Source organism: Tepidibacter hydrothermalis, assembly GCF_029542625.1.
GTDB classification, from domain to species: Bacteria; Bacillota; Clostridia; order Peptostreptococcales; family Peptostreptococcaceae; genus Tepidibacter_A; species Tepidibacter_A hydrothermalis.
The window spans coordinates 824,424-849,793 of the sequence record NZ_CP120733.1 but is presented as its reverse complement, the minus strand read 5'-3'; the positions used below and the strand labels follow the sequence as shown (position 1 = coordinate 849,793).

General features: G+C 28.6%; 27 protein-coding genes and 1 pseudogene. All 28 read right to left on the bottom strand.

All coding sequences use genetic code 11. The features are described 5' to 3' along the window. Positions 1–61: 61 nt before the first annotated feature. Complete coding sequence (locus P4S50_RS03655; protein WP_277733173.1) at positions 62–1,441, bottom strand: sensor histidine kinase; 1,380 nt, start codon at positions 1,439–1,441, stop codon at positions 62–64. Next, positions 1,434–2,081 carry a response regulator transcription factor gene (locus P4S50_RS03650; protein WP_277733172.1) on the bottom strand — a complete coding sequence of 216 codons (648 nt, stop codon included), beginning with the start codon at positions 2,079–2,081 and terminating at the stop codon, positions 1,434–1,436. The genes P4S50_RS03655 and P4S50_RS03650 overlap by 8 nt, the downstream gene beginning before the upstream one ends. Before the next feature lie 9 nt (positions 2,082–2,090). Then, positions 2,091–3,032, bottom strand: coding sequence for a glycoside hydrolase family 73 protein (locus P4S50_RS03645; protein ID WP_277733171.1), 942 nt, complete (start codon positions 3,030–3,032; stop codon positions 2,091–2,093). A gap of 334 nt (positions 3,033–3,366) precedes the next feature. Further along, the gene (locus P4S50_RS03640; RefSeq protein WP_277733170.1) at positions 3,367–5,229 is read right to left on the bottom strand and encodes a PTS fructose transporter subunit IIABC; all 1,863 of its coding nucleotides are present in this window, start codon (positions 5,227–5,229) and stop codon (positions 3,367–3,369) included. 15 nt (positions 5,230–5,244) lie between these two features. After that, a complete protein-coding gene (gene pfkB, locus P4S50_RS03635) occupies positions 5,245–6,159 on the bottom strand; it encodes a 1-phosphofructokinase (RefSeq protein WP_277733169.1) in 915 nt (304 codons plus the stop codon). After that, the gene (locus P4S50_RS03630) at positions 6,159–6,908 is read right to left on the bottom strand and encodes a DeoR/GlpR family DNA-binding transcription regulator (protein WP_277733168.1); all 750 of its coding nucleotides are present in this window, start codon (positions 6,906–6,908) and stop codon (positions 6,159–6,161) included. The genes pfkB and P4S50_RS03630 overlap by 1 nt, the downstream gene beginning before the upstream one ends. Before the next feature lie 300 nt (positions 6,909–7,208). Beyond that, positions 7,209–8,201, bottom strand: a complete 993-nt coding sequence (asrC, locus tag P4S50_RS03625) for a sulfite reductase subunit C (protein ID WP_277733167.1) — start codon at positions 8,199–8,201, stop codon at positions 7,209–7,211. A gap of 16 nt (positions 8,202–8,217) precedes the next feature. Then, on the bottom strand, positions 8,218–9,009 hold the full coding sequence (gene asrB, locus P4S50_RS03620) for an anaerobic sulfite reductase subunit AsrB (protein WP_277733165.1): 792 nt from the start codon (positions 9,007–9,009) through the stop codon (positions 8,218–8,220). Beyond that, complete coding sequence (gene asrA / locus P4S50_RS03615) at positions 9,002–10,027, bottom strand: anaerobic sulfite reductase subunit AsrA (protein WP_277733164.1); 1,026 nt, start codon at positions 10,025–10,027, stop codon at positions 9,002–9,004. The genes asrB and asrA overlap by 8 nt, the downstream gene beginning before the upstream one ends. A 2-nt stretch (positions 10,028–10,029) precedes the next feature. Beyond that, positions 10,030–10,812 (bottom strand): formate/nitrite transporter family protein, encoded by a 783-nt coding sequence (locus tag P4S50_RS03610; protein WP_277733163.1) that lies wholly within the window; start codon positions 10,810–10,812, stop codon positions 10,030–10,032. 111 nt (positions 10,813–10,923) lie between these two features. Further along, on the bottom strand, positions 10,924–11,595 hold the full coding sequence (locus P4S50_RS03605; protein WP_277733162.1) for a Crp/Fnr family transcriptional regulator: 672 nt from the start codon (positions 11,593–11,595) through the stop codon (positions 10,924–10,926). 484 nt (positions 11,596–12,079) lie between these two features. After that, on the bottom strand, positions 12,080–13,228 hold the full coding sequence (locus P4S50_RS03600; protein ID WP_277733161.1) for a double-cubane-cluster-containing anaerobic reductase: 1,149 nt from the start codon (positions 13,226–13,228) through the stop codon (positions 12,080–12,082). A 161-nt stretch (positions 13,229–13,389) separates the two neighbouring features. Next, positions 13,390–13,926, bottom strand: coding sequence for a MerB-like organometallic lyase SaoL (saoL, locus tag P4S50_RS03595; RefSeq protein WP_465245003.1), 537 nt, complete (start codon positions 13,924–13,926; stop codon positions 13,390–13,392). 25 nt (positions 13,927–13,951) lie between these two features. Then, a complete protein-coding gene (gene saoA / locus P4S50_RS03590) occupies positions 13,952–14,704 on the bottom strand; it encodes an ABC transporter ATP-binding protein SaoA (RefSeq protein ID WP_277733159.1) in 753 nt (250 codons plus the stop codon). Further along, positions 14,704–15,522 carry an ABC transporter permease subunit SaoP gene (gene saoP, locus P4S50_RS03585; RefSeq protein WP_277733158.1) on the bottom strand — a complete coding sequence of 273 codons (819 nt, stop codon included), beginning with the start codon at positions 15,520–15,522 and terminating at the stop codon, positions 14,704–14,706. The genes saoA and saoP overlap by 1 nt, the downstream gene beginning before the upstream one ends. After that, the gene (gene saoB / locus P4S50_RS03580) at positions 15,477–16,277 is read right to left on the bottom strand and encodes an ABC transporter substrate-binding (seleno)protein SaoB (protein WP_416390135.1); all 801 of its coding nucleotides are present in this window, start codon (positions 16,275–16,277) and stop codon (positions 15,477–15,479) included. Before saoB ends, saoP begins: the two co-directional genes overlap by 46 nt. Then, positions 16,261–17,355, bottom strand: a complete 1,095-nt coding sequence (saoX, locus tag P4S50_RS03570) for an ABC transporter substrate-binding subunit SaoX (RefSeq protein ID WP_277733155.1) — start codon at positions 17,353–17,355, stop codon at positions 16,261–16,263. The genes saoB and saoX overlap by 17 nt, the downstream gene beginning before the upstream one ends. A 38-nt stretch (positions 17,356–17,393) precedes the next feature. Further along, entirely contained in the window at positions 17,394–17,852 is a 459-nt protein-coding gene (saoC, locus tag P4S50_RS03565) for a Cys-Cys-COOH (seleno)protein SaoC (protein WP_277733154.1), read from the bottom strand. Positions 17,853–17,873: 21 nt separating this feature from the next. Beyond that, entirely contained in the window at positions 17,874–18,968 is a 1,095-nt protein-coding gene (gene saoE / locus P4S50_RS03560; protein ID WP_331489692.1) for an efflux transporter SaoE, read from the bottom strand. Then, positions 18,955–19,219 (bottom strand): annotated as a pseudogene (saoT, locus tag P4S50_RS03555) (thioredoxin-like (seleno)protein SaoT). The gene saoE and the pseudogene saoT overlap by 14 nt, the downstream one beginning before the upstream one ends. 166 nt (positions 19,220–19,385) lie before the next feature. Next, on the bottom strand, positions 19,386–20,036 hold the full coding sequence (locus tag P4S50_RS03550; protein ID WP_277733152.1) for a hypothetical protein: 651 nt from the start codon (positions 20,034–20,036) through the stop codon (positions 19,386–19,388). A gap of 221 nt (positions 20,037–20,257) precedes the next feature. Further along, positions 20,258–21,061 (bottom strand): histidinol-phosphatase HisJ family protein, encoded by an 804-nt coding sequence (locus tag P4S50_RS03545; RefSeq protein WP_277733151.1) that lies wholly within the window; start codon positions 21,059–21,061, stop codon positions 20,258–20,260. Next, complete coding sequence (hisIE, locus tag P4S50_RS03540) at positions 21,061–21,681, bottom strand: bifunctional phosphoribosyl-AMP cyclohydrolase/phosphoribosyl-ATP diphosphatase HisIE (RefSeq protein ID WP_277733150.1); 621 nt, start codon at positions 21,679–21,681, stop codon at positions 21,061–21,063. Before hisIE ends, P4S50_RS03545 begins: the two co-directional genes overlap by 1 nt. Positions 21,682–21,692: 11 nt before the next feature. Continuing rightward, a complete protein-coding gene (gene hisF / locus P4S50_RS03535) occupies positions 21,693–22,451 on the bottom strand; it encodes an imidazole glycerol phosphate synthase subunit HisF (protein ID WP_277733149.1) in 759 nt (252 codons plus the stop codon). Beyond that, the gene (hisA, locus tag P4S50_RS03530) at positions 22,433–23,152 is read right to left on the bottom strand and encodes a 1-(5-phosphoribosyl)-5-[(5-phosphoribosylamino)methylideneamino]imidazole-4-carboxamide isomerase (RefSeq protein WP_277733148.1); all 720 of its coding nucleotides are present in this window, start codon (positions 23,150–23,152) and stop codon (positions 22,433–22,435) included. Before hisA ends, hisF begins: the two co-directional genes overlap by 19 nt. Next, positions 23,149–23,751 carry an imidazole glycerol phosphate synthase subunit HisH gene (gene hisH, locus P4S50_RS03525; protein ID WP_277733147.1) on the bottom strand — a complete coding sequence of 201 codons (603 nt, stop codon included), beginning with the start codon at positions 23,749–23,751 and terminating at the stop codon, positions 23,149–23,151. Before hisH ends, hisA begins: the two co-directional genes overlap by 4 nt. Continuing rightward, a complete protein-coding gene (gene hisB / locus P4S50_RS03520; RefSeq protein WP_277733146.1) occupies positions 23,752–24,330 on the bottom strand; it encodes an imidazoleglycerol-phosphate dehydratase HisB in 579 nt (192 codons plus the stop codon). It abuts the gene before it with no gap. Further along, a complete protein-coding gene (hisC, locus tag P4S50_RS03515; protein WP_277733144.1) occupies positions 24,317–25,369 on the bottom strand; it encodes a histidinol-phosphate transaminase in 1,053 nt (350 codons plus the stop codon). The genes hisB and hisC overlap by 14 nt, the downstream gene beginning before the upstream one ends. Position 25,370 lies beyond the last annotated feature (1 nt).

The window sequence follows — 25,370 nt, the reverse complement described above, 5'->3', positions numbered from 1 at the left end:
GCTCCATTGCTCAAAATAGTTGATGCTGTAGCAATTTCTATAACGCAAAAAAGAATCCGTATTATTCCGGATTCTTTTCAAAAAATATATAAAATTCTATCTGATTATCATATAGCCTGTATCCATATTCAAGATTATGTTTTTCTAGTATTTCTTTTACAATAGCTAAACCTAAACCTGTACCTGATAATTTTTTGTTTCTAGATTCTTCAATTACATAAAAAGGTTCCCATATTTTATTTATATCCTCTTTATTATAATTACGTATACCATTTTTTATTATAAACAGTATTTTATTATCAATATTTTCTAGTTTTATATTTATTTTATTATCATTTGTATACTTTACAGCGTTGCTTATTAAGTTATTTAGAACGATTTGTATTTTTTCTTTGTCTGCATAAGTATATTTACTATATAACTTATCTTTATTTATAGAAATAAGTATATCTTCGTTTTTAATACTTATATTATACTTTTCTAAAATTCCAGTAAATAACTCTTCTATATTAAAAGTACTTCTATTTATATCATCTTTTTCAAGCCTTGATAAATTTAATAAACTATCTATTAAAGCAGAAACATCATCTGTTTGGTTTATTATAGTATCAATATAACTCCCATCATCAAGTCCATCTTTCAATCCCATAGAATATGCCTTTATTAATGCCAAAGGAGTTTTTAATTCATGAGATATATTAGATATAAATATTTTTAAACTATCATTTTTATTCTTCAAATCATCATGAGATTTTTTTAATTTTTCGCTCATAATGTTTATACTTTTGCCCAGTTCTTCTATTTCATCATTAGTCTTAATATTTATCTTTCTAAAATTCAAATTAGATATATCTTTAGATAAATCTTTTAGATTTTCAAGTGGATATATTATTCTTTTTGAAAAAAAACACACTACAATAATTATTAATACTAAAGATATAATAGTTAAATACAAATTAAATTTATTTACTACTTTTATAGTATCATTATCATGTACTATAGAATCTCCAATAGCTACTATACTATTTTCTTTTTTTATAAATGCTACTAAAAAACTTGATTTTAATTTGCCTTGATTATATAGTTTATTTACTTTTCTATTTTGTTTTATTGTTTTCAAATCTTTCTCTGTTATCCAAAACTTATTTAAAGTAATGGTTTTATTATAAAACTTATCTTTTATAGACCAATTTAAACTCTCTATATCTTTGTTTAAATCATCATATACTACTGTTACTTTATATTTTTTCTCTATATTTTCTATATTATATTCATTTAATTCTATATCTTTTATTTCATTACAAATTTCATCTACAGTCACTTTCTTTTCATGTAGATAATATTTAGATAAAAAATAGTTATTCAATAAAAAAGAAACACAAAATATAATAATTATAACTATAGATATTCTCATAGCTAGTTTTTTACTAAGCTTATTCACCTTGTTCCTCCAAACTATATCCTATCCCTCTATAAGTTTTTATCAAATTATCTCCTATTTTTTCTCTTAATCTTCTTATATGTGTATCAACAGTTCTTTCATCTCCATAATAATCAAGTCCCCAAACCATGTCTAGAAGTTTTTGCCTTGATAATATAATGCCTTTATTTTTTATAAAACACTCCATAAGCTTAATTTCTTTATTAGTAATATTTAATTCTTTTCCATCTCTAAATATCTTTTGAGATTCTAAGTCTATTTTTAAATCATTTATATATACCGAATTGCATTCCTTCAAAAGTTTTTTTGATCTAGCTATTAATATCCGTGTATCAAAAGGCTTTTTTACATAATCATCTGCACCTAAATTTAAAGCCATAAGTTCACTTTCATTTTCACACTTTGCTGTAAGCATTAATACTTTAGCAATACTTTTTTCTTTAATTTCTCTGCATAAATCTATTCCACTAATTTTAGGCATCATCCAATCAAGAACAGCTAAATCTATTTTCTCACTGTAAAAAATATCTAAAGCTTCTTCTCCATCTTCTGCTAAAAATACATTAAAGCCTTCTTTTTGAAAGTAAGCTTTTAATATTTTAAGCATTTTAGTTTCATCATCTGCTATCAAAACATTCATAACTCTCACCTACTTTAAATAACTAAAATATTCATCTGAATTTTTCATCTGAACTTCATTGTCTATAAGTTGAAGATTGTACTGCCTTATTAAATCTATTAATAAATCCGCATAAATTCTTTCTCCATTCTCATTTTCCTTTGTGCTATAACCTGCATCCTCTAAAGCCTGTGCTTGTTCTATATAGTAACTTGCATCAAATACCCCATTGTTTTTATACCTCTTATTCTCATAAATGAATTCACCATGATTTTTTAAAGATTCACTTTTATCTTCATACATTCTAAACTTTGCAGTAGTATTTTTATTATAAAATTCTGATGTATTCATAGATATAGTTTTACCATTCCAACTTTTATCAGCCTTTATTCCAAATAAATTATTCGCTTCCTTACTCAACTCTGATTCACCCCAACCAGATTCTAAAATAGCTTGAGCTATAATTATAGATGGTAGAATTTTATATTGATTATATGTATCTATAGCTTCAGTTGAAATTTCATTAATAAATTTTATGTATTTAGAATCTTCTTTTAATCTAGAACTTACTAATCCTGCATGTTTTAAATCTTCTAAGTACTTATATACTCGTTCCTTTTCTTTATTTTCAAATTCTAATTCAGCTAAAACCTCATCTAAATTTTTCAGTCTATATTTTTTGTTACTATCTAGCAAATCTTGTTCTTCCGTAAACATATACCCTAAGCTTATTAAGCTTTCTTTACTAGCTTTTGAAAAATCTTTTTTATATCTAACGCCATCAATAGCAGCTAAATACTTCCAATTAACTTGAAGCCTTCCCTTACTAACCTCATCTGCATTTTCAATATAAAATTTCATATCCAAATCTGCTAAATTAATATGGTCATTTATAGATTTAAAATAATTTACTATATTTATTGATATTATTATGAAAAATATAATCCCTATCAATTTTAATCTCTTTCTCATTGTTATCCCCCTACATTAGAAAACTTTATATCAACTTGGTTTTATTAATTATAATTCTTTTCAATAATATATTCCATCTATCCACATTACATTTTTCGATCTAATATTACATTTTTGTAATACTACTATACAACTTATTTGTTACATTAATGTTACAAAATTCGCTTTATCCTAACGCATAGCTCATATCGCCAATAAGTTCTGTCAGTCTCCGTTGCTCAAAATAGTTGATATTCCAGTTCTTTAATCAATGTTATATTTAAACATAAATTTATATAATACCATTAATCCAAAAAAATAGAGCTACATTCAGCTCTATTTTCTTAAATTATTTTTATTTGTTTATTGGTTTCTTTAATAATCCTAGCATAAGTGCTGTCACAAAAGATCCTGCTAATATAGCAACAACATATAACCAAGGGTTAGTAGTTACAGGTATAACAAATGCTCCTCCATGAGGTGCTGGTAACATAACATTGAACATCATAGTCAATGCCCCAGCAAGAGCTGATCCCACTATAGCAGATGGAAGTACTCTTGCAGGATCTGCTGCTGCAAAAGGTATAGCTCCCTCTGTAATAAATGATGCTCCCATTATATAACAAGTCTTTCCTGCTTCTCTTTCACTCTTAGTAAATTTATTTTTAAACATTGTTGTAGCTATTGCTATTCCAAGAGGAGGAACCATTCCACCAGCCATTACCGCAGCATGAGGTGCAAAGTTTCCTGCATCAATCATTGCTATTCCAAATGTGAATGCAGCTTTATTTATAGGACCACCCATATCTACCGCCATCATTCCACCAAGTACTAATCCAAGTATTACTTTGTTAGCTGTTCCCATAGAGTTCAACCAATTTTGCATAGCTAAATTTAAAGCTTGAACAGGTCCAACAACTACTAATAGCATTACTGCTCCAGTTAAAAATATTCCAAATAAAGGATATAACAATACTGGTTTTATACCTTCAAGTGATGATGGAAGATTAGAGAACGCTTTCTTTAAAAATAGTATTGAATATCCACCTAAAAATCCTGCTATAAGCCCACCTAAGAATCCTGCGCCATTACTATTAGCTATAAGTCCACCTACCATGGCAGGAGCAAATCCAGGTCTATCAGCTATACTCATTCCAATAAATCCTGCAAGTACAGGTATCATTAGTCCAAATGCACCAGATCCTCCACCTATATCCATAAGTAATTTAGCAAAAGCATTATATTGAGGATCACTCGGATCAAATGCTTTTATACCAAACATAAAAGATATCGCAATCAATATACCTCCACCTACAACGAATGGAAGCATATTTGAAACTCCATTCATAAGGTGCTTATAAAATCCAGTTCTTTCAGTCTTATCACTAGATTTTGTTGACCCTGTATGCTTGTAAACAGGAGCATCTTCCTTTAAAGCTTTATTTATAAGATTTTCAGCATCTTTTATTCCTTTTGCAACTGGTACTTGAATTACTTTTTTACCATCAAATCTTCCCATTTCAACCTTCTTATCAGCTGCAACTATTATTACCTTAGCATTTTTAATATCATCGTCAGTAAGTTCATTTTTAACTCCAGTTGATCCATTGGTTTCAACTTTTATATTTACATTCATATCCTTTGCTTTATTCTTAAGAGCATCTGCTGCCATATAAGTATGTGCTATACCAGTTGGGCAAGCAGTTACTGCTAAAATTAAATCATCACTACCAATTTCAGTCTCTTTATTTTCTTTTAAATACTCTTCTTCTTGTTTATCTATTATTTTTAGTAATTCATTTTCACTTTTAGCATTCATAAGTTTATCTTTAAATCCATCAACCATAAGCATAGCTGATAATCTAGATAGAGTATCTAAATGGTCATTATTAGCTCCATCTTTTCCAGCTATCATAAAGAATATATGTGCAGGCTTGTTATCCATAGAATCATAGTCTATACCTTCTTTTGAATATCCAAATGCCAATGCTGAAGTTTTAACAGCACTAGTCTTGGCATGAGGTATTGCTATTCCTTCACCTACACCAGTTGAAAATTGTTCTTCTCTCTTCAATATAGCCTTTTTAAATTCATCTTTATAAGAGAGTTTCCCTGCTCTATTTAATTTATTTACAAGCTCGTCTATAACTGATTCTTTCGTTTTAGACTTTAAATCAAGAATAATTGTATCTTTTTTCAAAAGATCTGTTATTTTCATATACTCTCATCTCCTTTAGCTTATTTTTTTTATGTCAACTTGATTTATTAAACTCATAGCATATTCTTTTGTACATAAATCAAGAGAAAAGGCTGTCGCACTGCCGGTTGCTACTGAAAGCTTAAAAGCTTTTAAAATATCTTCTTCCTTATAATAGCTAGCTAAAAAACCAGCTATAAGAGAGTCTCCTGCTCCAACAGAATTTTTAACCGCTCCATTTGGAGTTGTAGCCTTATATACACCTTCATTGCATATAAGTAATGCTCCATCACCAGCCATTGATATTATTACATTTTGAGCACCCATATCTATAAGTTTCTTTGCATAGTGTATAATATCATCCATATTATCTATATCTACATTTAGCATTTCGCTGAGTTCATATTTGTTTGGCTTTATTAAAAAAGGTTTATTTTTCAAAGTGTTCAGTAATGCTTCACCAGTAGTATCTACTACAACTTTCACATTATTTTTTATACATATATTTTGAATTTGAGCATATATATCTCTTGGAACACTCTTTTGAACATTCCCAGCAAGAACTAATATATCTTCACTATTTAATTTTTTTATTTTATCAAATAAAGAATTTAAATTTTCTTCTGTTATTGTTGGCCCATATCCATTTATCTCTGTTTCTTCATTAGACTTTAACTTAACATTTATTCTTGTATCTTCTTTTACATTTATAAAATCAGTTTTTACTCCTTCATCTTCTATATAGTTCTTAATAAAATTTCCTGTAAATCCACCTATAAAACCTAGTGCCTTTGTATCTACACCAAAATTATTAAGGACTCTAGATACATTAATTCCTTTTCCTCCAGGATATTTAATATCGCTATTAACTCTATTAACTTCTCCTGTTTTAAAATGACTAACATTCACTATATAATCTATTGCTGGATTGAATGTCACAGTATATATCATTACTTCTTCACAACCTTTATTTTAGTTTTTTCCAGATACTTATCATAATCCTCAAATTTAGAGTCTGTTATTATAGTTGCCTTATCACAACTAGCTACCTTTACAAATGCAATTTCTCCAAACTTAGAATTATCAGCCAGTATAAATGCTTCTCTTGAATAATTTATAGCTCTTTCTTTAAGTATTGCCTCTTCCGAGTCTGGAGTTGTAAATCCATAATCAATATGAATTGCATTAATACCTATAAAACTTTTATCAAATGTAAATTTTTCTAAATTCTTTAACGCATCTGTTCCTATAACTGCTCTAGTTCTCGACTTAACCTTACCACCTAGAATATAAGCATTAATATCGTTTTCCATAAGCTCATTGATATGCTTAAGTCCATTAGTAACAATAACAACATCTCTTTTATTTATATATTTAATCATCTCAAACGTAGTAGTCCCTGCATCAAGGTATATACAATCTCCCTCTTCTATAAAACTTGCTGCATATTTTGCTATTTCAGTTTTTTCACTCATACTTTGTACTTCTTTTTCTTTATAACTAGGCTCATTAAATCTACCTTTAAGTAAAGTAGCTCCTCCATGAACTCTCTTGATAAGGTTTGCCTGTTCAAGATAATTAAGGTCACGTCTTATAGTAGATTCTGAAGTATTTGTTATATTAACTAACTCATTTATCTTAGCTCTGCCTTTTTCCTTGATGGTGTCTAATATAAGTTGATGTCTTTCTTCTGTTAGCATATTTACCACCTCTTTGTTATTTCATATTTTAATTATAATTCAAAGTTTTCAAAAAAACAACCATTTTCATTCAAAAACAATCATTTCCATTTAATTTCTTTCACTTTCATTCAACTCCAATCAAACTTTCTTTTAAATCCACATTGTTTAAGAAATATTCAAATTGTTCATTTTTTAAAGTTATGTAATTATATATTATTGATTTTGTCCTAAACTCAAAAGTTGTAAAACGTTATGTGAATTAAACAAAAAAAAGAAAGCCCAATCGGACTTTCTACTTATATTTAATCTAATTATAGTTTACTTAGTACTCTCCATAAAAGCATCTTTTTCATACTTATATCCACCAAAATCTATAAACTCAGCAACCTTAACTTCAGGTCCAAGCTTAGTTCCTCTTAAAGCATACTCTTTAAATACAGGGTAACCTGTTCTGTCAACAATATAACCTATATGTTCTTTTGGTAAAGATCTATCTATATACTCATCTATATAATCATACGTATTAAGTATTACCTTAATTATAGTTTCTTCATCCACCCATTCCATAAAAGGCATTGCTATTCTAGGATTTTTCTTTCCTGTTCTACCCATTATAACTAATTTATATTTTTTTTCTGGATTTCTAGACCAAGCACTAGTAGGACATTTAAGAGCACATTCTCCACAACCTATACATCTTCTACTATCCCTTTTTACCTTTCCATCCTTCATAGTAAGTGCACCTGTTGCTCTTTTTTTACAGTTCTTAACACACGCTTCACAACCTATACACCTATTCATATCATACTCTACATCTGCCATTCCTATTATTCCAAAATCCTGCATATGAGCTTTTATACAGTCATTTGGACATCCTGTCAAAGCAATTTTCACGTGGTGATCATTGGGGAATATCGCCTTTTCTATTTTTTTTGCAAACTCAGTAGTATTATAGTTTGCAAATGGACAGACCTTATTTCCTATACATCCAGATACATTTCTAGTCCCAGCTGCTGGATAACCACTTTTAGGATCTACAGCGTTAATTTCCAGACCTTCTATTAAAGATTTTGCCATTTTATTTACTTCATCTATTTTTTCAAACGGTATACCCATTATTTCAAAACCTTGTCTTGTAGTTATATGAATTCTTCCATTTCCATATTTATTAGCTATATCATTTACTATACTTAAAAGATCTGCAGTTATTTCTCCTCCCGGTACACGAACACGAAGAGATGTAGTATTTCTATGTTTAGTTATTCTATATGCATTCTTCTTTATCTTCTTTACATTTAAATCTAATGACAATATACTCCCCCCTTATCTAGTCTATTAATTCTTCACCTTTTGTATAGTTAAATACAGGCCCTTCAAGACATACATAAGTCTCATCTATTTTACAATGCCCACATTTACCTATTGCACAAGACATCTTTCTTTCAAAAGAAACCCATATTTGTTCTTTAGGAACTCCAAGTTTTAAGAATTCTAGTGCTGTAAATTTCATCATTACAGGAGGTCCAACTATTACAACCTGAACATCATCCATATTATCAATTTCTACATTAGGTACAAATGTTGTTATAAGGCCTGAGTTTCCAGTCCAGTTCTCATCTGCATTATCGACTGTTAAAGTTAAGTTTATATTCTTTTTCCAGTTTTCAATCTCATCCTTAAACAGTATATCTTTAGGAGATTTAAATCCTAATAACAAATCAAATTTTTTAACCTTATCTATATCCCCATTAAAATGATTTACTATATTCTTAACAGGAGCAAGACCAGTTCCTCCAGCAGCTATTATTAAATGCTTATTTTCATATTTTTCTATAGGGAATCCATTTCCATAAGGACCTCTTAAATACATATAATCCCCTGGCTTTAGATTGTATATTTCATCAGTTAATTTTCCTACTTTTCTTATTGTCATTTCTATATATCCATCACCAAAATCACTAACAGATATAGGAGCCTCTCCAACTCTTGGGATAGATACTTGAACAAACTGACCACCTTTTAGTTTTTCATCAAATTCAACCTTATATGTTATATCTATATCCGTTTGTGCTATTACATCTAATACCTTCTTTTTTTGAGGAATCAAAGGATTATTCATTAGTAGCCTCCCCCTTCTTTAAAGTCTCACTTACCTTGTTAATACACTGGGCAAAAGATATATATTGTGGACATTGATCATCACATCTACCACATCCAACGCACATGTTTTCACCAAAACGCTTGTTGTAGTCATATATTTTATGCATTGTTTTAAAACGCATTCTAGATCCATAATCTTTTCTAAATTCATGTCCACCTGCCATATTAGTGAACTTATCTATATGACATCCAGCCCATACTCTTCTTCTTTCTCCACTGCTGGGATTTTCTTCATAAGCTATATCTTGAGTAGTAAAACAGCTACAAGTCATGCATACTGTATTACATCTACCACAAGCTATACATCTCTTTGAGTATTCTTCCCAAACCTTGTTATTGAAAAATTCTACACTCAAATCATCTTTATTTGGAACTTCTACTTTAAACTTATTTTCTTTTACATAATCCAATTCAAATTCAACTTTATCTCCAAAAGCTTCAAATATCTTTTTAAGTTCATCATCTTTGACTTCACAAGTAACTTTGTTGTCTTCAAATCTTATACCTATATCATAGTTATCAGCTTTGTTTGAATTCATAGATACACAGAAGCAATTGTCAAAGCTTTCACTACACTCTATAAGAACGAATTTGACTTTTTCTCTAAGCCTTTGATAATACACATCTTTATATGGTCCATTTTCTAAAAATATTGTATCAAGCCTTCTCATTCCATTTATATCACACGATCTTAAGAAGATTAATATTTTCTTTTCACTTACAGTAGATTCTTTGAATTCATCTTCATTGAAATAAAATAAAGTCTGAGTTATAGGATATATAACCTCTTTAGGTGAGTATTGAGATTTTTCCTTGTACTCTATTTCTTCTATGGTCTTTATTTCATCATATCTTATTAAATCAGTATCTGAAAAACGTCCTCTTTTATAAAATCGCTTTGGTGCATATATTTTATATTCATCTTTTAATGATTCTAATATCTTGTTAAAGTCTTTATTAGTAATCTCAAATCCCATATCTATTTACCTCCTCTTCCAGTTCCAACATAAAAGTACATAGCACCTATCACAACTGCTCCTCCTAACATGTTTCCAAGTGTTACAGGTATTAAATTGTGCATATACCCTGCCCAAGATACTAAGCTAGGATCATGAGGAATAAATAATCCCATTCCAAGAAGTGTCATATTAGCTATACTATGCTCAAACCCAGATCCTATAAATCCAAATAGGCATAAGAATATAAATGCGATTTTTGCTATATCTTCTTTAGTTTTTGTAGCCATCCATATTGCTAGACATACTAACATATTACATAATATACCTCTAAAGAATAATTCCATAGATGGTGCTCCCATCTTAGCCGCACTAGCTCCTAATACAAAATTACTAAGTGGCTCTTTGGCTACAAGTCCTGTTTGAACTAATGTCCATGCCATTAATAAAGATCCAACTAAATTACCAAAATAACTTACAATCCATATTTTTATAGCATCTATCCACGTTACTTTCTTAGATAATGCTCCTACTGTCATTACCATGTTGTTTCCTGTAAAAAGTTCTGATCCTGCAAATATAACTAATGTTAATGCAATTGCAAAGCTTGATCCCATTAAGGCTTTAAGTCCAGGTGATCCTGCAGCTTTAAGTGGTGCTCCTATAGAAAAAATAAGCATTATTCCGAACCCTACATAAATTCCAGCCATCATTGCAAGTATAAAATATTTAACAATATTATCATTTAAAAGCTTTGTTTTTGCTTGTGCAGCAGCGGCTAATTTTTCTAAATTCTCTTTTATCACTTAATTCATCTCCTCAGATTGATATTTTTTAGTCATTAATATTTTAACAATATGCAATATATATATCTGTGATATTTATCACAGATATAACTTCCCTTACAAAAAAATCCCTTATGATAGGGATTTAGTGTAGTCTTCAAGTTTACTTAGACTGCATATTATTATCTTTTGATTTTTTTGCTTTATTATGTTCTTTCTTTCAATATTTTTTAAAAATCTACTTACAGATTCTCTAGACGTACCAACCATAGATGCAAGTTGAGAATGAGTCATATTTATATCTATATGAATATTTTCATCACTTGAACATCCATAGTCTCTGGCAAGCTTCCAAAGTCTTGCTGCTATTCTATAATTAGTTTTTTTAAGTCCTAAATTCTTTATCTGTCTAAAAGATCTTCTAAGTTTATTACTTAGCGAATTCATAATAATCATATTAAAATTAAAATCTCGCCTCATCCAAGATATAATATCTCTCTTTGAAAAACATATTATTTTACTATCTTCCATAACTTTAGCATTAGCAGAAGTATTTTTATCATCTATACAAACTTCATTTAAGAAATCGCCGCTTCCAAGTATATATATAATTTTTTCATCACCTTCTTCTGATGATCTATAAAGTATTATCTTTCCTGAACATACCAAATATACATTGCTTTTCTCTTCAGCCTCACTAAATATTATTTCATCTTTTTCATAAATCTTTATAAGTCCTCTAGATTTCATATCTTTTATAATTTCTTTATCTATATTTGAGAAAATATCCATGTTTTCAAACAATACAATCAGCACCCTTCTAACTAGAAAAATAGATATGTATTAGCTATTATACTCTTTTTTTATATTTTTAAAAAGATTTTAAATTTTGACTTACTTTTAGATACATATATATTCTCTATAAAATGCATATTGTTTGATTACATAGATCAAATAAATTTATGTGCTTAATCCTAAATAGGTAAGATCTAACTTCATAATAGAATAGCTTGATATTAAAACTATATATGGAAATGTTAGTGAATGCTTTTAGATATTTTGACTAATATAACTTGATTTTTAGCGTTTAATAATCCGTTGAAAAATTTATATGTCTGACCGTAGGGAGTTTATAAATTTTAGGATTATTAATAAGATAAAAACTTAGTTATATTCAAAATTTCGTTGTATTCACGGTATTTTCATATATAGTTTTTGATTACCCTCAAAATCAAAAAAAGACCTTAGGTTTATTTATATTAAACCTAGATCTTTTTCATTAATATTTCTAAAGCATCTCTATAAATGCCCCTATACGAGTACTTATCTGACCTATATCAGTTTGAGAATAGTCAGTTTCTAAAGCCATATAAGGTATTTTTTTATCGTTATTTATAAATTTCTTAATATTATATGTCTCTACATTGTATGTATGGCAAGCTTGAAGAACTACATCAATTACACCATCAACTTTGTATTCATCTACAAGTCTTGATAATAAATCTAACCTGTCATTATTAGGAGTCATACAAGAACATGGAATATTTAAATAATGCTTTGTTAAAGCTTCCATAGAGTCAATAGTTTCATCTACTAAATTTTCGATTGATTTAGCTCCTCCACAGTTTTCAAAGCATACAACTACTCCACTATTTCCTTCTACTGTTTTAACTATCTTTTCAGCAACTCCTCCTATTGGACATCCTGTTATTAGTATTCTTTTTAAGTCTTTTGATATTCTCTTATCTTCATCTTTATAATCACATTTAATTTTATCTATTAAATCTCTTAACTCTTTTAAATACTCTTTTTTATCTAGTTTAAAACTAGTACCCTCTAATACTTTTATAAGGTCAAATCCATTTATAGCCGGAGGACATAATGAGCTTAATTGGTATAATTCTTTTAGTAGTTTTCTTTCTTCATTACACAGTCTTATACTTTCTTTTAATTTATCTTCTGTAATTTCAACTTCAAATTCAGACTCTAATCTCTCTTTTAAATTAACTAATTCTTTATTCCATGAATTTATAGAATCCTCTGTTTTATAGTTTTGAGGAAGATACATAATATGCATAGGTTTTATTTCGGCTAAAAGTTCATACATTTTTTTCTTTCCATCACATGTAGTCTCTCCAACTAATAGATCAGAAAAATAAAAATATGGACATTTATCTGTTATACTAAATCCATAACTTGATTTAATTAAAGGACATAAATTTCTAGGAAGATCTTTTTCAGCATCTTTAATAGGTTCTTCACTAGTTCCACATAAAGATACTGGTATAGCACCAGATGCCATAATTATCTCTTTTGGAGTATATGCACAGTATACTCCTACTATTTTATTTCCATCTTCTTTTAATTTTTTAATTTTTAAAAATCCATCTCTTCTAGCTTCACTAAATTCATCAAATATTTGAGGTAAATCCTTCATAATATTATCCTCCCCTACTTAAATTATTCAACATTAAATATCATATAAGCTACATCTAAAGCTTCACGCGCACTTAAACAAAATATATCGTCTTGTGATAAATTCATATTATTTACCCACTCATCATAATGATTCTTCGTACAGAAGAAATTCATTATGTTTCAGCAGTTTCCTGACCAATTTTGATTTTTATTTAAATCTACATGAAGTACGTGTGTGCTATCAGGAATTAAGTTTGTAATCTCTCCATTTTTAATCTGAACAAATATTTCTTCTCCACATAAGCTACACTTAGATCTTATTTCTACATCCTGATTAAATGTAAAAGAACTTCCCATGGCATCAACAGCACACATAGCATTAAATACACTTTCATCTTCAAGCTTTACCTTATGATTAGTTTCAAGTGCAGATACAGGATATATAAAATTAACATTATTATTTTCATCAACTACTAAAGCTCTTTTTTGAATCAAATTTTCTATAATTTTATTTAAATCAGATTTACTAATATTCACTTTAGTTTGTATTTCTTCATAAGAATTATCTAAATTGTAAGCCTTATTGTTATCTATAGTATATTTCATCATATTAATTCTAATGTCATTTTCCTCTTTAGTAAGTCTTGAGTATATACTATCTATAATAAGTCTTTCTACAGGATAGTATTTAAATGACATCTCACGTATATTCTCCATCTAATTCTCACTTCCATTCTGTCAGCTATTTGTTATTGCATTTTTTGAGTACGTCAGTAAGTTTCATTTTATATTCTAGATAAGACTTTGAATCTCTATTTCTAGGTCTATCAATATCTATGTACATATCCTCTAATATCTTTCCTTTATCAGTTCCCATTACAATAACTCTATCGCTCAAGTAAACCGCTTCATCCACATCATGAGTAACCATCAAAACAGTAGTCTTATCTTTTAACCACAAGTTTTCTAATTCTTCCTGAAGGTTTTGTCTCATCTGAAAATCTATTGCCCCTAACGGTTCATCCATAAGCAAAACTTCAGGACTGCATGCAAGCGCTCTAACAACTGCACATCTTTGTTTCATTCCTCCTGAAATTTGATGAGGATATAATTTATCTTTGCCAGTTAATTGAGCCATTTCTAATAGTTCATTAAGTCTTTTCTCTCTTTGTCCCTTGGGTATTTTCTGCTGTTTCATAGGATACCTAATATTATCTCCTACATTCATCCAAGGAAATAGAGCATAATTTTGAAATACAAAAGCTCTATCAGGTCCAGGTTTACTTACCATTTTAGAATTGACTATAATTTCTCCACTATCACATGATTGAAATCCTGCTACTATAGTAAGTAATGTAGTCTTTCCACATCCAGAAGGTCCAAGAATTGATACAAACTGTCCCTTTTCAATATCCATACTTATATCCTTAAGTACATGATGATGTTTATTATCATTATTAAAAATCTTATTTACATTATTAATCTTAAGTTTCATTACTCAGCAACCCTCCATCGAGTTAATGATTTATTAATAAATTGAATTATTTTATCAATTCCAAACCCTACTAAAGCTGCAAAAAACATTAAAGCAACCAACATCTCTGTTTGCATTCTAGTTTGGGCTTGTACCATAGAGTAACCAAGACCGGCACTCGTCGCTATAAACTCGGCTCAGATTACAGACATCCATCCACTACTTATTGCAATTCTAGCTCCTGTTAGTATATAAGGTATAGATGCTGGAACTATAACATGTATAAAAATACTAATTCTACTAGCTCCCATACTTGCAGCGGCATTATAATAGTCTTTTGATATATTTCTTACCCCTTGTATTGTATTTAATATTATAGGAAATACTCCTGAAAATGCAATCAAAAATATAGTAGGTCCATCACCTATTCCAAACCATACAATAGTCAAAGGTACCCATGCCATAATAGGAACTTGTCTTATAGAATCTATAAAACTTCCCAAAAGCTTTTGAGCAACTTTTGAAAATCCCATTAGAAAACCTAATGGAAGCCCAAATAGCATAGCATATAAGAATCCTTTTAATACACGCTGTAATGTAATCAAAATATTTATAACTGTTTCTTTATCTGTAATACAATATATAAAAGCTTTTAAAGTATCTATTGGATAAGGCATCAAAAGCGAATTATCGAAATGCATAGCACTCATCTGCCATATAGATAGTAAAATACATATCATAATAAATTTATGTACAAAATCCTTAATCTTTTGATTATGTAAATTTTGATATTTTATTCTTGAATTATAGGTTCTAGCTTCACATTCAACTTTTTCCAATCTCGAACCTCCTCATCTAAAATAGTAGTGTTCATATAATTACTAAGCTGTTTTTTTAATGATTTTTCATCTTTTAAGTCCATTATTGCTTCATTGTAATGGTTTATAAATTCTTTATATAAATCTTTTTTTTCAAAACCTTTATTTACCACCATTACATATGTAATATAGTCTTTATTGTAATTAGATATTTCTTTTTTTCCGTCTAACTTCCAAGATTTTAAAGAATCTATCAATATAGCATCTAATGTATTATTTTCAAGTGCATATCCTAAAGCAGTAGCTGTCATAGGATATACCTGACAGCTACTGCCAAATTTAGCTTTTACTAATTCTTGTTGATATTTTCTATTTTGTGCTATACCGATTTTTTTAATACTCTTATTATCTTTTAATATAAATACATCCGAATTTTTTACACAACTTCCAACTATCTTAAATTCATCATTATTTCTTATAAATTCCTCAGCAGCATCCTCACATATAATCGCTAAGTCCATTTGATTTGAACTCAATGCCCATTGAGTAGAACTACCTCAGCAATCTCTTATTGAAAATGATTCAAAGTTGTTTTCTAAGGATGCATTTAATTCTTTTTCTTTTATCATATAATCTATTACAAAACCAGAAATATCATCAGATACTCCTATTTTTATATTTTCACTTTTTTGTTCTGTAGGTAGATATATATACATTAAAAATAAACTAGCTATACCTATAAATAAAGTAACTACTCTTTTATTTATCAACTTCAAACGCTTTTTCTTTCCACTCTTCGTAGCTCATTCCAACAGGGAATACTGGATCTACTTTTTCTTTTATAAATTGATCAAAATCATCTGCACCTGAATTTTCCAAATAACTTTCATCTACTATGTCCTCATATTTTAAAGACTCATCTACAAATCCATGTTCTTTTTTCCATTTCATTTCACGCTTTATTTCTTCAGGGTTTATTTTCCAAGTAAGTGTTCTTCCTTCTTTAACAGTTTTTTTGTATATAGTCATTAAAGCAACTTCTTCTGGAACATCGTAGTTACTAGCAAATATTTTAGCTGATTTTACAGGATTAGTGTATATATACTGCATAGCCTTTGTATGAGCTAAAACTAGTTTTTCAGTAAGCTCTTTATGCTCTTTTGCAAAGTTTTTGTTTAAAGAAAAAGTACAGCAAACTCCCCATTCTTTTCCATCTAATTTTGAATCAACAAATAATATATGTCCTGCTTTTTCATACTCAGCCATAGATCCCCAAGGATCACAACACATATATCCATCTATTTGTCCTGTTTTTAAAGCAAGGTATGCATCTTTGTCAGACCCAAAATCAATACATTCATAATTACTACCTTCAACAGGGATATTTAATTCTTTAACAATTTGTATCCAAGCTTCATTATTTTCTTCTGGTTTAGTTCCTATTCCAAGTTTTTTACCTATTAAATCACTAGGTTCTTTTATATCATCTGATACTACTAGATAGTAAGCTCCACCTTTATGGTTATTAGCTCCAACTAATATAGGTGCTCCTTTTGTAGAAGATGACATAAGTCCATTAATTCCTATGTACCCAGCATCCATTTGTCCTGCTGCCATCGCTTGTGGAACCTTACCATTTCCAGTAACATCTACATTAAGACCAAGCTCATCAAATATTCCAGCATCCTTTGCAATAGGTCCTGCTGTCATATGATCACAATTATAATATCCAAGACTTATTTTATAATCATCTTCATTCTTTGCAGTTTCTTCAGTAGTTCCACATCCCGCTAAAGAAAAAGCGAGCATACTTGATAATAATAATGATAATAGCTTTTTGTTAAGTTTCCTCATGTTTTTAGTCTCCTTTTTTTATGTATTAAAGTTTTTGATTAACAACAATCTTCCATATCTTGACCAAATAAATTTATAATCTTCATATCTACCACTCTAAAAATTGCATATCCAACAGCTCCATTTTTAGATCCAGACACAATTACCTCTATTTGATCTTTATCATCTATGTTTTTAAATTTTATACTTTGATTTTCAAGTGGTGCATCAACTTCATCTGTAAATTCGTATTTTCCATCGTTATCTATTACAATTTTCATCTTGTTTTTATCTTTAGAAACATTGTATATAACGACTAAATCCTTAGTATTATTGTTGTCAATATCTTCATAAGCGCATTTTATAACCTTATTATCTGGATTTGATTCTTCAAAATAATTAAGCAAAGGATTATCTTCTTTAACTCCTATGTCACTTTCTTTTACATCAGAACATCCTGCCAAAACAGTTAAAGTCAAAACCATAAATATCAAATTTAGAATAATTTTTTTAGTCATAATAAATAAGTTCCTCCGGCCCTATAGTTCAACTTTTTGTTTTAAAAATATTTTATTTAAATTTGGAATTATAGATTTTATAAAAAATAAAAATATAATAAATGAGCATAAATATTTTAATGGTTGTGGTGCTGAAAATATAAGCTTATTAGCTACGCTTATAGAATTACTTACTCTATCAAAATTCAAAACCGGATTAAAATTGGGCATTAAGATCAAGTTAGTTATATATCCAACTATTAAAGAAAATAAAATCGTAGTAGACGTGTAAATAACTACCGTTCTCTTGCCTATAATATTATAAATACTTATAAGTTCTGGAAGATTAGTAGCTGTTCCAGCTATCAAAAATGTAATTGCAACTCCTGGAGCTGCTCCACTTGCAACAAGTGCTGCTATAAATGGTATATGACCTACAGCACAGACATACATACAGCTTGCCAAAACTGTAATACTTCCTAAAGATATAACACTTGGGTTTCCTAAATACATTTGAATATATTGTTGTGGTAGTAAAGTTAATAATATACCTGCAATAAACATTCCAGGTATAACATACTTACTAACAGATAGTGCTAAATCATTCATGGACCATCTAAGTCCAGAAACAAACTTTTGTTTTAAAGTTCTATCATCTTCTATATTCAAAACCTTCTGATTTATACTTTCTTCAACACCATATGCTTTTATTTCGTCTCCTCCAAATATATTTGCCAATATTCCAACAACTAATGGAAGTAAAAGACCTGTAATTAAATAAATAATACTAATCTTCCACCCTAAAAGACCAAAACACATTATCATAGCAATAGGATTTATAATAGGAGTTGCGCACATAAAAGCAAGTGTTGGCCCTAAATATGCTCCAGAATAATAAAGACTCAATCCTAATGGAATTACCCCACAACTACATATAGGAAGAAACATACCTGATAATGTACTTTTAAATAAAGATGATATTTTCTTGTTTCCGAGCATTTTTTGCAATCTATCGGGAGATAATACATCATGCATTATTCCAGCTAATATAAAACTTGCAACCAACCATACAGAAGCTCCATTTAATATATTAATACCAGCCATGATGCTATTTTTTATGTAATCAATTATAATCATTTAAGCTTTTCCACTTCCTCTTTTACTGCATTTAAAATAGCTTTTTCAGATAAATCATTTATCCTAACTTTTTCATTAATAATAACTGTACTCTTTGTAATCATGCCGTATTTTTTAATATAATCAAAATCTTTTCCGACATTATATAATTTAACTTTTACATTTTCAAACTTGTCACTCAAAGCTTTAACAAAGCCTTCATACTGATTACATCATGCACATGCATTTATAAATTCTACAAAAACAAACATTTCAGTTCCTCCTTTTACGTCAATTCACTACATATTTTACCATGTTTATATTTAATTTCATACTTTTCCAACTTATTATAAAATCTTTCTATAACGTTGTTTTTGATTATAAATTTTTTATATAATAAAAAAAAGCCTGCTAACATTTAGTTACCAGACTTTAAATCTAATTATTTTTTATTTCGTGAACCATTATTCCATCTTCTATTTTAAATTCATATTTATAATCTTCATTTACATTTTGTACAAAGTTTTCAATCCATATTTTACGAAGCTCGTATAACACCTCTGTACTCGCTCCTACCTTTTCCCAATAACCTTTGTGAAGACATCTTGCAACTTTCCACTCAAGTCTATCTTCTTCATTAGCAGTCATATTATTTACATTATCACATGGCATACCATCTAAAATATAGTTATTTAAAGCTTTGTATATATCTTCTGGACTCGATACATCAGAATTTAATTTAGCATCATTTGCACACTTTATAGCTTGATCTTTGTAAGTTTCTTTTATTATATCAAGACCCTTATCTTCAAATTTATCTACTATATTTTTTATTATATATGCTTGTCTTGTTTCAACTAAAGTTATTTTTTCTTGAAGCCAGCCGTGAATATTATCCGTATCTATTATTTCTTCAAGATTCTTATCTTCCATAATATCTCCTATTTGAGTTCTTGACGCAGATACTATATCATCAATATTTACATTTAATCTAGTTTGAACATTATCTATAATATTAAGTTCTAACTCCTCATTTGATCTAATTTTATTAAATAACCAATGATGTATTGGACCTAAAAATCTACTCATATTATCGTCTCCTCTTGTATATTATTTATCTTAATTATCTTTATCTTATAAATATATATTAATACATTATTTTTAATTATTCGGTATCATAAGTTACAACAAAAAATTCGTCTAGTCGCTACGCACTGACTCATGTCGCCAACGATCCCTAACGGGCTCCGTTGCTTAAAAATAGTTGCAAGTGCAGTTCTTATATCAATGTTATACGCAGAGCAAAAATTTTATATCTCAATAAAACTTGGTATTCTATTTTTAAATTGTGCAATTTTCTTTACTCCTATAGATTTAAGTATTTTTATCGTTTTCTCAAAATCTCTGCATATATCATCAGCTTTATGTGCATCTGATCCTATAGTTATAATATTTCCTCCCATTTCAATATAACTTTTTACTATATCTATATTAGGATGAGTTGCGTTTAGATTATATCTAAAACCAGCAGTATTAACTTCAATACCTTTTCCTTTTTTAATAATCAAAGCCAAAATTTCATCTATAATTTCTTTGAAATCTTTATATTTTAACTCTTTATTATCGAAATTTCCATATCTAACTATATAATCTAAGTGTCCATAAACATCATAATTATCATAAATTTCTATGCAATGCTTTATATTTTCAAAATATCTCATATAACTCTGTATCTGAGTTTTTCCTTTAAAAAAGTCACCATTATATAAATCTAGTCCTTCACATGAATGCATAGAACATATTACAAAATCAAAAGGATAAGATTTTATAAACTTATCTAACTTTTCATTCAAATGAGTTTGATATCCTATTTCTACACCCATTAAAATTTCAATTTCTTTATATTTATCTCTTAAGTATTTAATTTCTTTCATATATTCAATATAATTAATCTCTCCCCCAAAAAGTTCATCAGGGCTGTCGTAATCAACATGATCTGTAAATGTAATTTTCTTTAAGCCTAATTCAACAGCTTTTATAATAATATCTTGCATTTTAGCTTTGCAATCAGGCGAATAATCTGTATGAATGTGGCTATCTATTATAAATTTCATTAGTTTTTTCTCTTTTCAAGTTCATTTTTTATATCTTCAATAGTAACTTCTTCATTTACCATAAGCACTAACATGTGGTATATTAAATCACTTATTTCATAAATTAATTCTTCCTTATTTTTATTCTTAGCCCCTATTATAACTTCACTAGCTTCTTCTCCTACCTTTTTCAATATCTTATCTAATCCTTTTTCAAATAAATAATTAGTATAAGATCCTTCCTTAGGATTACTTTTTCTTTCTTTTATAAGCGAATATAACTCCTCTAAAATCTCATCTTTACTTTCATTTTTTATCACTTCATTGAAAAAACATGTATAACTCCCAGTATGACATGCTACTCCTATTTGATCTACATAAATAAGAATAGTATCCTTATCACAATCATAATAAAATCCTTTTAGTTTCTGTATGTTTCCTGATGTCTCTCCTTTTTTCCAAAGTTCTTGTCTGCTTCTACTATAATAATACGCTACTTTTTCATTTAAAGTTTTTCTAATAGCTTCTTCGTTCATATATGCAAGCATTAAGACCTTATTAGTATTTACATCTTGCACTACTACTGGAACTAATCCTTTTTCATCAAATTTTATTTCTTTTACTACATTGTCAATATTCATAAATCTCCCTCCTAAATTCTAATTTCTACCCCTTCATCCTTTAAATATTTCTTAAGGTCTTTTATTTTAATTTCTCCAAAGTGAAATACAGAAGCTGCTAATATTCCATCAACATTTGCATATTCTACAGCATCATAAAAGTCCTTCATACTACCCGCTCCTCCTGATGCAATTATAGGTACGTTTACTACACTCGTAATTTTTTTTAACAGTTCAATATCATATCCATTTTTCATTCCATCTTCATCTATACTATTTACAACTATTTCTCCTGCTCCAAGTTCGACTCCTTTTATAGCCCACTTTACTGCATCTAAATCTGTTTTTTCTCTCCCACCTTTTACGTATACACTCCAAGAATCTTTATCATTTTTCTTAACATCCATAGATAAAACAACGCATTGCGCACCAAATTTCAAAGAAGCTTCTTTAATTAAATCTGGATTTTTAACAGCAGAAGAATTAATAGATACTTTATCTGCTCCTCTTCTTAAAATATCTGTAAAATCATCAATTGAAGATACTCCTCCACCTACACAAAATGGAATATTTATATTCTTAGCAACCTTTGATACAAATTCTAAAGATGTTTTTCTTTCTTCATTTGATGCTGTTATATCGTAAAATACAAGTTCATCAGCTCCACAATCACTATAATATTTACCTAGAAGCTCCGGACTATCTACATCTACTATATTTTCGAACTTTTTACCCTTAACCACTCTTCCACTTCTAACATCTAAACAAGGTATTATTCTTCTTGTGAGCATTCTAGTGCCTCCTTAAGTTCTATTTTGTTATCATAAAGAGCTTTTCCTGTTATAGCTCCGTATATATTCATATTTTTAAGCTTTTTTATGTCATCTATTGAACTTATTCCTCCAGAAGCGACTATATTTAAAGACGTTTTTTGAGATAACAATTTATATATTTCAAAGTTAGGACCTTCAAGCATTCCATCTTTTGATATATCTGTATATACTATTGTTTTTACACCTATTTTTTCAAGTTGTTTACATAAATCTATTGAGTCTATTTCACTTACTAATTCCCATCCCCTAAGAGCAACTTTGCCATTTTTAGCATCTATAGAAACTACTATTTTTTCTTTATACTTAGAAACTAATTTTTTGAGAAGTTCTTTATTTTCAACTGCAATAGTTCCAACTATTACTCTTTCTACTCCCATATCGATTAAGTTCTTAACCTTTTCTTCACTTCTTACTCCTCCACCTACTTGTACTGGTATTCCTATATTTTCAGTTATTTTTTCTATAGATTTTTTATTAATAATATCTTCACTTCTAGCACCATCTAAATCAACTAAATGTAAAAATGAAGCTCCCTGACGTTTCCACTTAACTGCCATATCAAATGGCTCATTAGAATATATATTAATTTTATTAAAATCTCCTTGAGATAGTCTTACACATTTATTATCCTTTATATCTATTGCTGGAAAAATTATCATTTTATCATCTCCCCATATGCTTTTAGTATATTAGCTCCCACTTTAGAGCTTTTTTCTGGATGAAATTGAATTCCATAAATATTATTTTTTCTAACTATAGCAGGAATAGTTTTTCCATAGTCTGTATATGCTACAAGTTCTTCGTTTGAAGAATTTGCATAATAAGAATGTACAAAATACACATAATCATCTTCATTTATATATTTGATTATTTCATCTTTTTTATTAAACTTAATATTATTCCAACCCATATGAGGAACTTTCAAATCTATATCTAATTTTTCTATATTTCCTTTTATAAGACCTAAACCTTCATATACTCCGTTTTCATAGCTTTTTTCATAAAGAAGTTGCATTCCTAAGCATATCCCTATTAAGAACTTTCCTTTATCTACATGCTCTTTTATTACTGGTATTAACTTCATATCCTTAAGTGAATTTATAGCATCTCTAAATGCTCCAACTCCAGGCAGAATAATGGAGTTAGCATTATTTATTTCATTTATATCATTTGAAATTTTTGTTTCTACTCCTACCATTTTAAATGCTCTGGATACAGAGTCTAAATTTCCAAGTCCATAATCAATTATTATATTCAACTATAAAACCCCCTTTGATGATGATACTTTATCTGAAAGTATTTGCACCCCTTCCTTTAATGCTCTTGAAAATGCCTTAAATACTGCTTCTATCTTATGATGGTCATTTTCTCCATATAAAACATCGATATGAAGCGTTACTTTAGCTTCATTTACGAAAGCCCTAAAAAATTCTTTAAAATTTTGAGTATCCATACTGCCAAGTTTTTCTCTTTTAAAATCAATATCAAATACTAAATAAGGTCGGTTACTTATATCTAAAGCTATTCGACACAAGCTCTCATCCATTGGAATATAAAGACTTGAATATCTTTTTATTCCTTTTTTATCACCTAAAGCCTTAATAAAAGCTTCTCCTAGTGTTATCCCTATATCCTCTACTGTGTGATGATCGTCTACATATATATCTCCTGTGCTTTTTACTTTTAAATCAAAACTACCGTGAAAAGCCATCAAAGTAAGCATATGATCTAAAAATCCTATACCTGTATCAATTTCACTTTTTCCACTTCCATCTAAATCTATTTCTACTAAAACTTCAGTTTCAAGAGTTTTTCTTTGTACTTTAGCTTTTCTCATTTTCAATTATCTCCTTTAATATTTTGATAAATCTTTCATTCTCATTTTTGTTTCCTACACTAACTCTATAATAGCCTTCAAGTTCATCAGAAAATTTTCTTATTAATATTCCATAATCTATAAGCTTTTCATATAAATTGTTTATATCCCATTTAAAAAATATAAAGTTTGCATAAGATTTATAAGCTTTTATTTTCATTTCATTTAATTCTTTATATAAAAATTCTCTTTCATTTTTTACTTCTTCAATATACTCGAAAATTTTATCTTTATTTTTAAGAGCCTTTACTCCTATATATTGAGAAATAGCGTTCAAATTGTAAGGTGATTTCACCTTATTTATAACATCTATTATTTTTTGATTAGCAGTCATATATCCAAGCCTTATACCTGCAAGTCCTAATGCCTTTGACAATGTTCTTAGAACTATTAAATTTTCATAATTTGAAATTTCATCAACCATTGAACCTTCTGCAAATTCCATATAAGCTTCATCTACAACTACCAATCCATTTGTATTTTCCAAAAGCTTTTTAATATCATTTTTATTTATTAAGTTTCCTGTTGGATTATTTGGATTGCATATGAATATTACCTTAGGATTTAGTTCATTTGATTTTTCAATCAGTTTATCTATATCTACCTTAAAATCTTCATTACTTTGAATTCCTATAAATTGAGCTGAATATATTTGACTAAATACTGAGTACATACTAAATGTAGGAATAGGACTTAAAATGATTTCTCCCTTATCTACAAAAGTCTTTATCACAAGTTCTATCATCTCACTAGAACCATTTCCAGCTATAATATTTGAAGTATCAACATTTAAATATTTCTTTATTTCTTGTTTCAAAAGATATGCATCATTATCTGGATAAAAATTCAGATTAAAGTCTTCATTGAACTTGATTCCTTCTTTATATATATCTTGTAATAAAATATTTTTACCTTCATTAGCATCGAGCTTTATTTTAAAATCAATCTTATTCGTCTTATATTCTTTCAGATTTTTTATACTTTCTTTTACTAATTCCATA

Bases quoted from the DNA above. Each gene is read 5' to 3' on its own strand.
- hisIE (WP_277733150.1), bottom strand. From the start codon at position 21,681: ATGAATATTGACAATGTAGTAAAAGAAATAAAATTTGATGAAAAAGGA.
- pfkB (WP_277733169.1), bottom strand. From the start codon at position 6,159: ATGATATATACTGTGACATTCAATCCAGCAATAGATTATATAGTGAAT.
- hisF (WP_277733149.1), bottom strand. From the start codon at position 22,451: ATGCTCACAAGAAGAATAATACCTTGTTTAGATGTTAGAAGTGGAAGA.
- P4S50_RS03650 (WP_277733172.1), bottom strand. From the start codon at position 2,081: ATGAATGTTTTGATAGCAGATGATGAAACTAAAATGCTTAAAATATTA.
- saoX (WP_277733155.1), bottom strand. From the start codon at position 17,355: ATGAGGAAACTTAACAAAAAGCTATTATCATTATTATTATCAAGTATG.
- hisC (WP_277733144.1), bottom strand. From the start codon at position 25,369: ATGGAATTAGTAAAAGAAAGTATAAAAAATCTGAAAGAATATAAGACG.
- P4S50_RS03645 (WP_277733171.1), bottom strand. From the start codon at position 3,032: ATGAGAAAGAGATTAAAATTGATAGGGATTATATTTTTCATAATAATA.
- P4S50_RS03630 (WP_277733168.1), bottom strand. From the start codon at position 6,908: ATGCTAACAGAAGAAAGACATCAACTTATATTAGACACCATCAAGGAA.
- saoA (WP_277733159.1), bottom strand. From the start codon at position 14,704: ATGAAACTTAAGATTAATAATGTAAATAAGATTTTTAATAATGATAAT.
- saoC (WP_277733154.1), bottom strand. From the start codon at position 17,852: ATGACTAAAAAAATTATTCTAAATTTGATATTTATGGTTTTGACTTTA.
- saoE (WP_331489692.1), bottom strand. From the start codon at position 18,968: ATGATTATAATTGATTACATAAAAAATAGCATCATGGCTGGTATTAAT.
- hisA (WP_277733148.1), bottom strand. From the start codon at position 23,152: ATGATAATTTTTCCAGCAATAGATATAAAGGATAATAAATGTGTAAGA.
- P4S50_RS03545 (WP_277733151.1), bottom strand. From the start codon at position 21,061: ATGAAATTTATAATAGATAGCCACATTCATACAGATTATTCGCCTGAT.
- P4S50_RS03550 (WP_277733152.1), bottom strand. From the start codon at position 20,036: ATGAGTAGATTTTTAGGTCCAATACATCATTGGTTATTTAATAAAATT.
- hisB (WP_277733146.1), bottom strand. From the start codon at position 24,330: ATGAGAAAAGCTAAAGTACAAAGAAAAACTCTTGAAACTGAAGTTTTA.
- P4S50_RS03600 (WP_277733161.1), bottom strand. From the start codon at position 13,228: ATGAAGGATTTACCTCAAATATTTGATGAATTTAGTGAAGCTAGAAGA.
- P4S50_RS03640 (WP_277733170.1), bottom strand. From the start codon at position 5,229: ATGAAAATAACAGATCTTTTGAAAAAAGATACAATTATTCTTGATTTA.
- asrA (WP_277733164.1), bottom strand. From the start codon at position 10,027: ATGGGATTTGAGATTACTAATAAAGACTTTAACAAGATATTAGAATCA.
- saoL (WP_465245003.1), bottom strand. From the start codon at position 13,926: ATGGAGAATATACGTGAGATGTCATTTAAATACTATCCTGTAGAAAGA.
- asrB (WP_277733165.1), bottom strand. From the start codon at position 9,009: ATGAATAATCCTTTGATTCCTCAAAAAAAGAAGGTATTAGATGTAATA.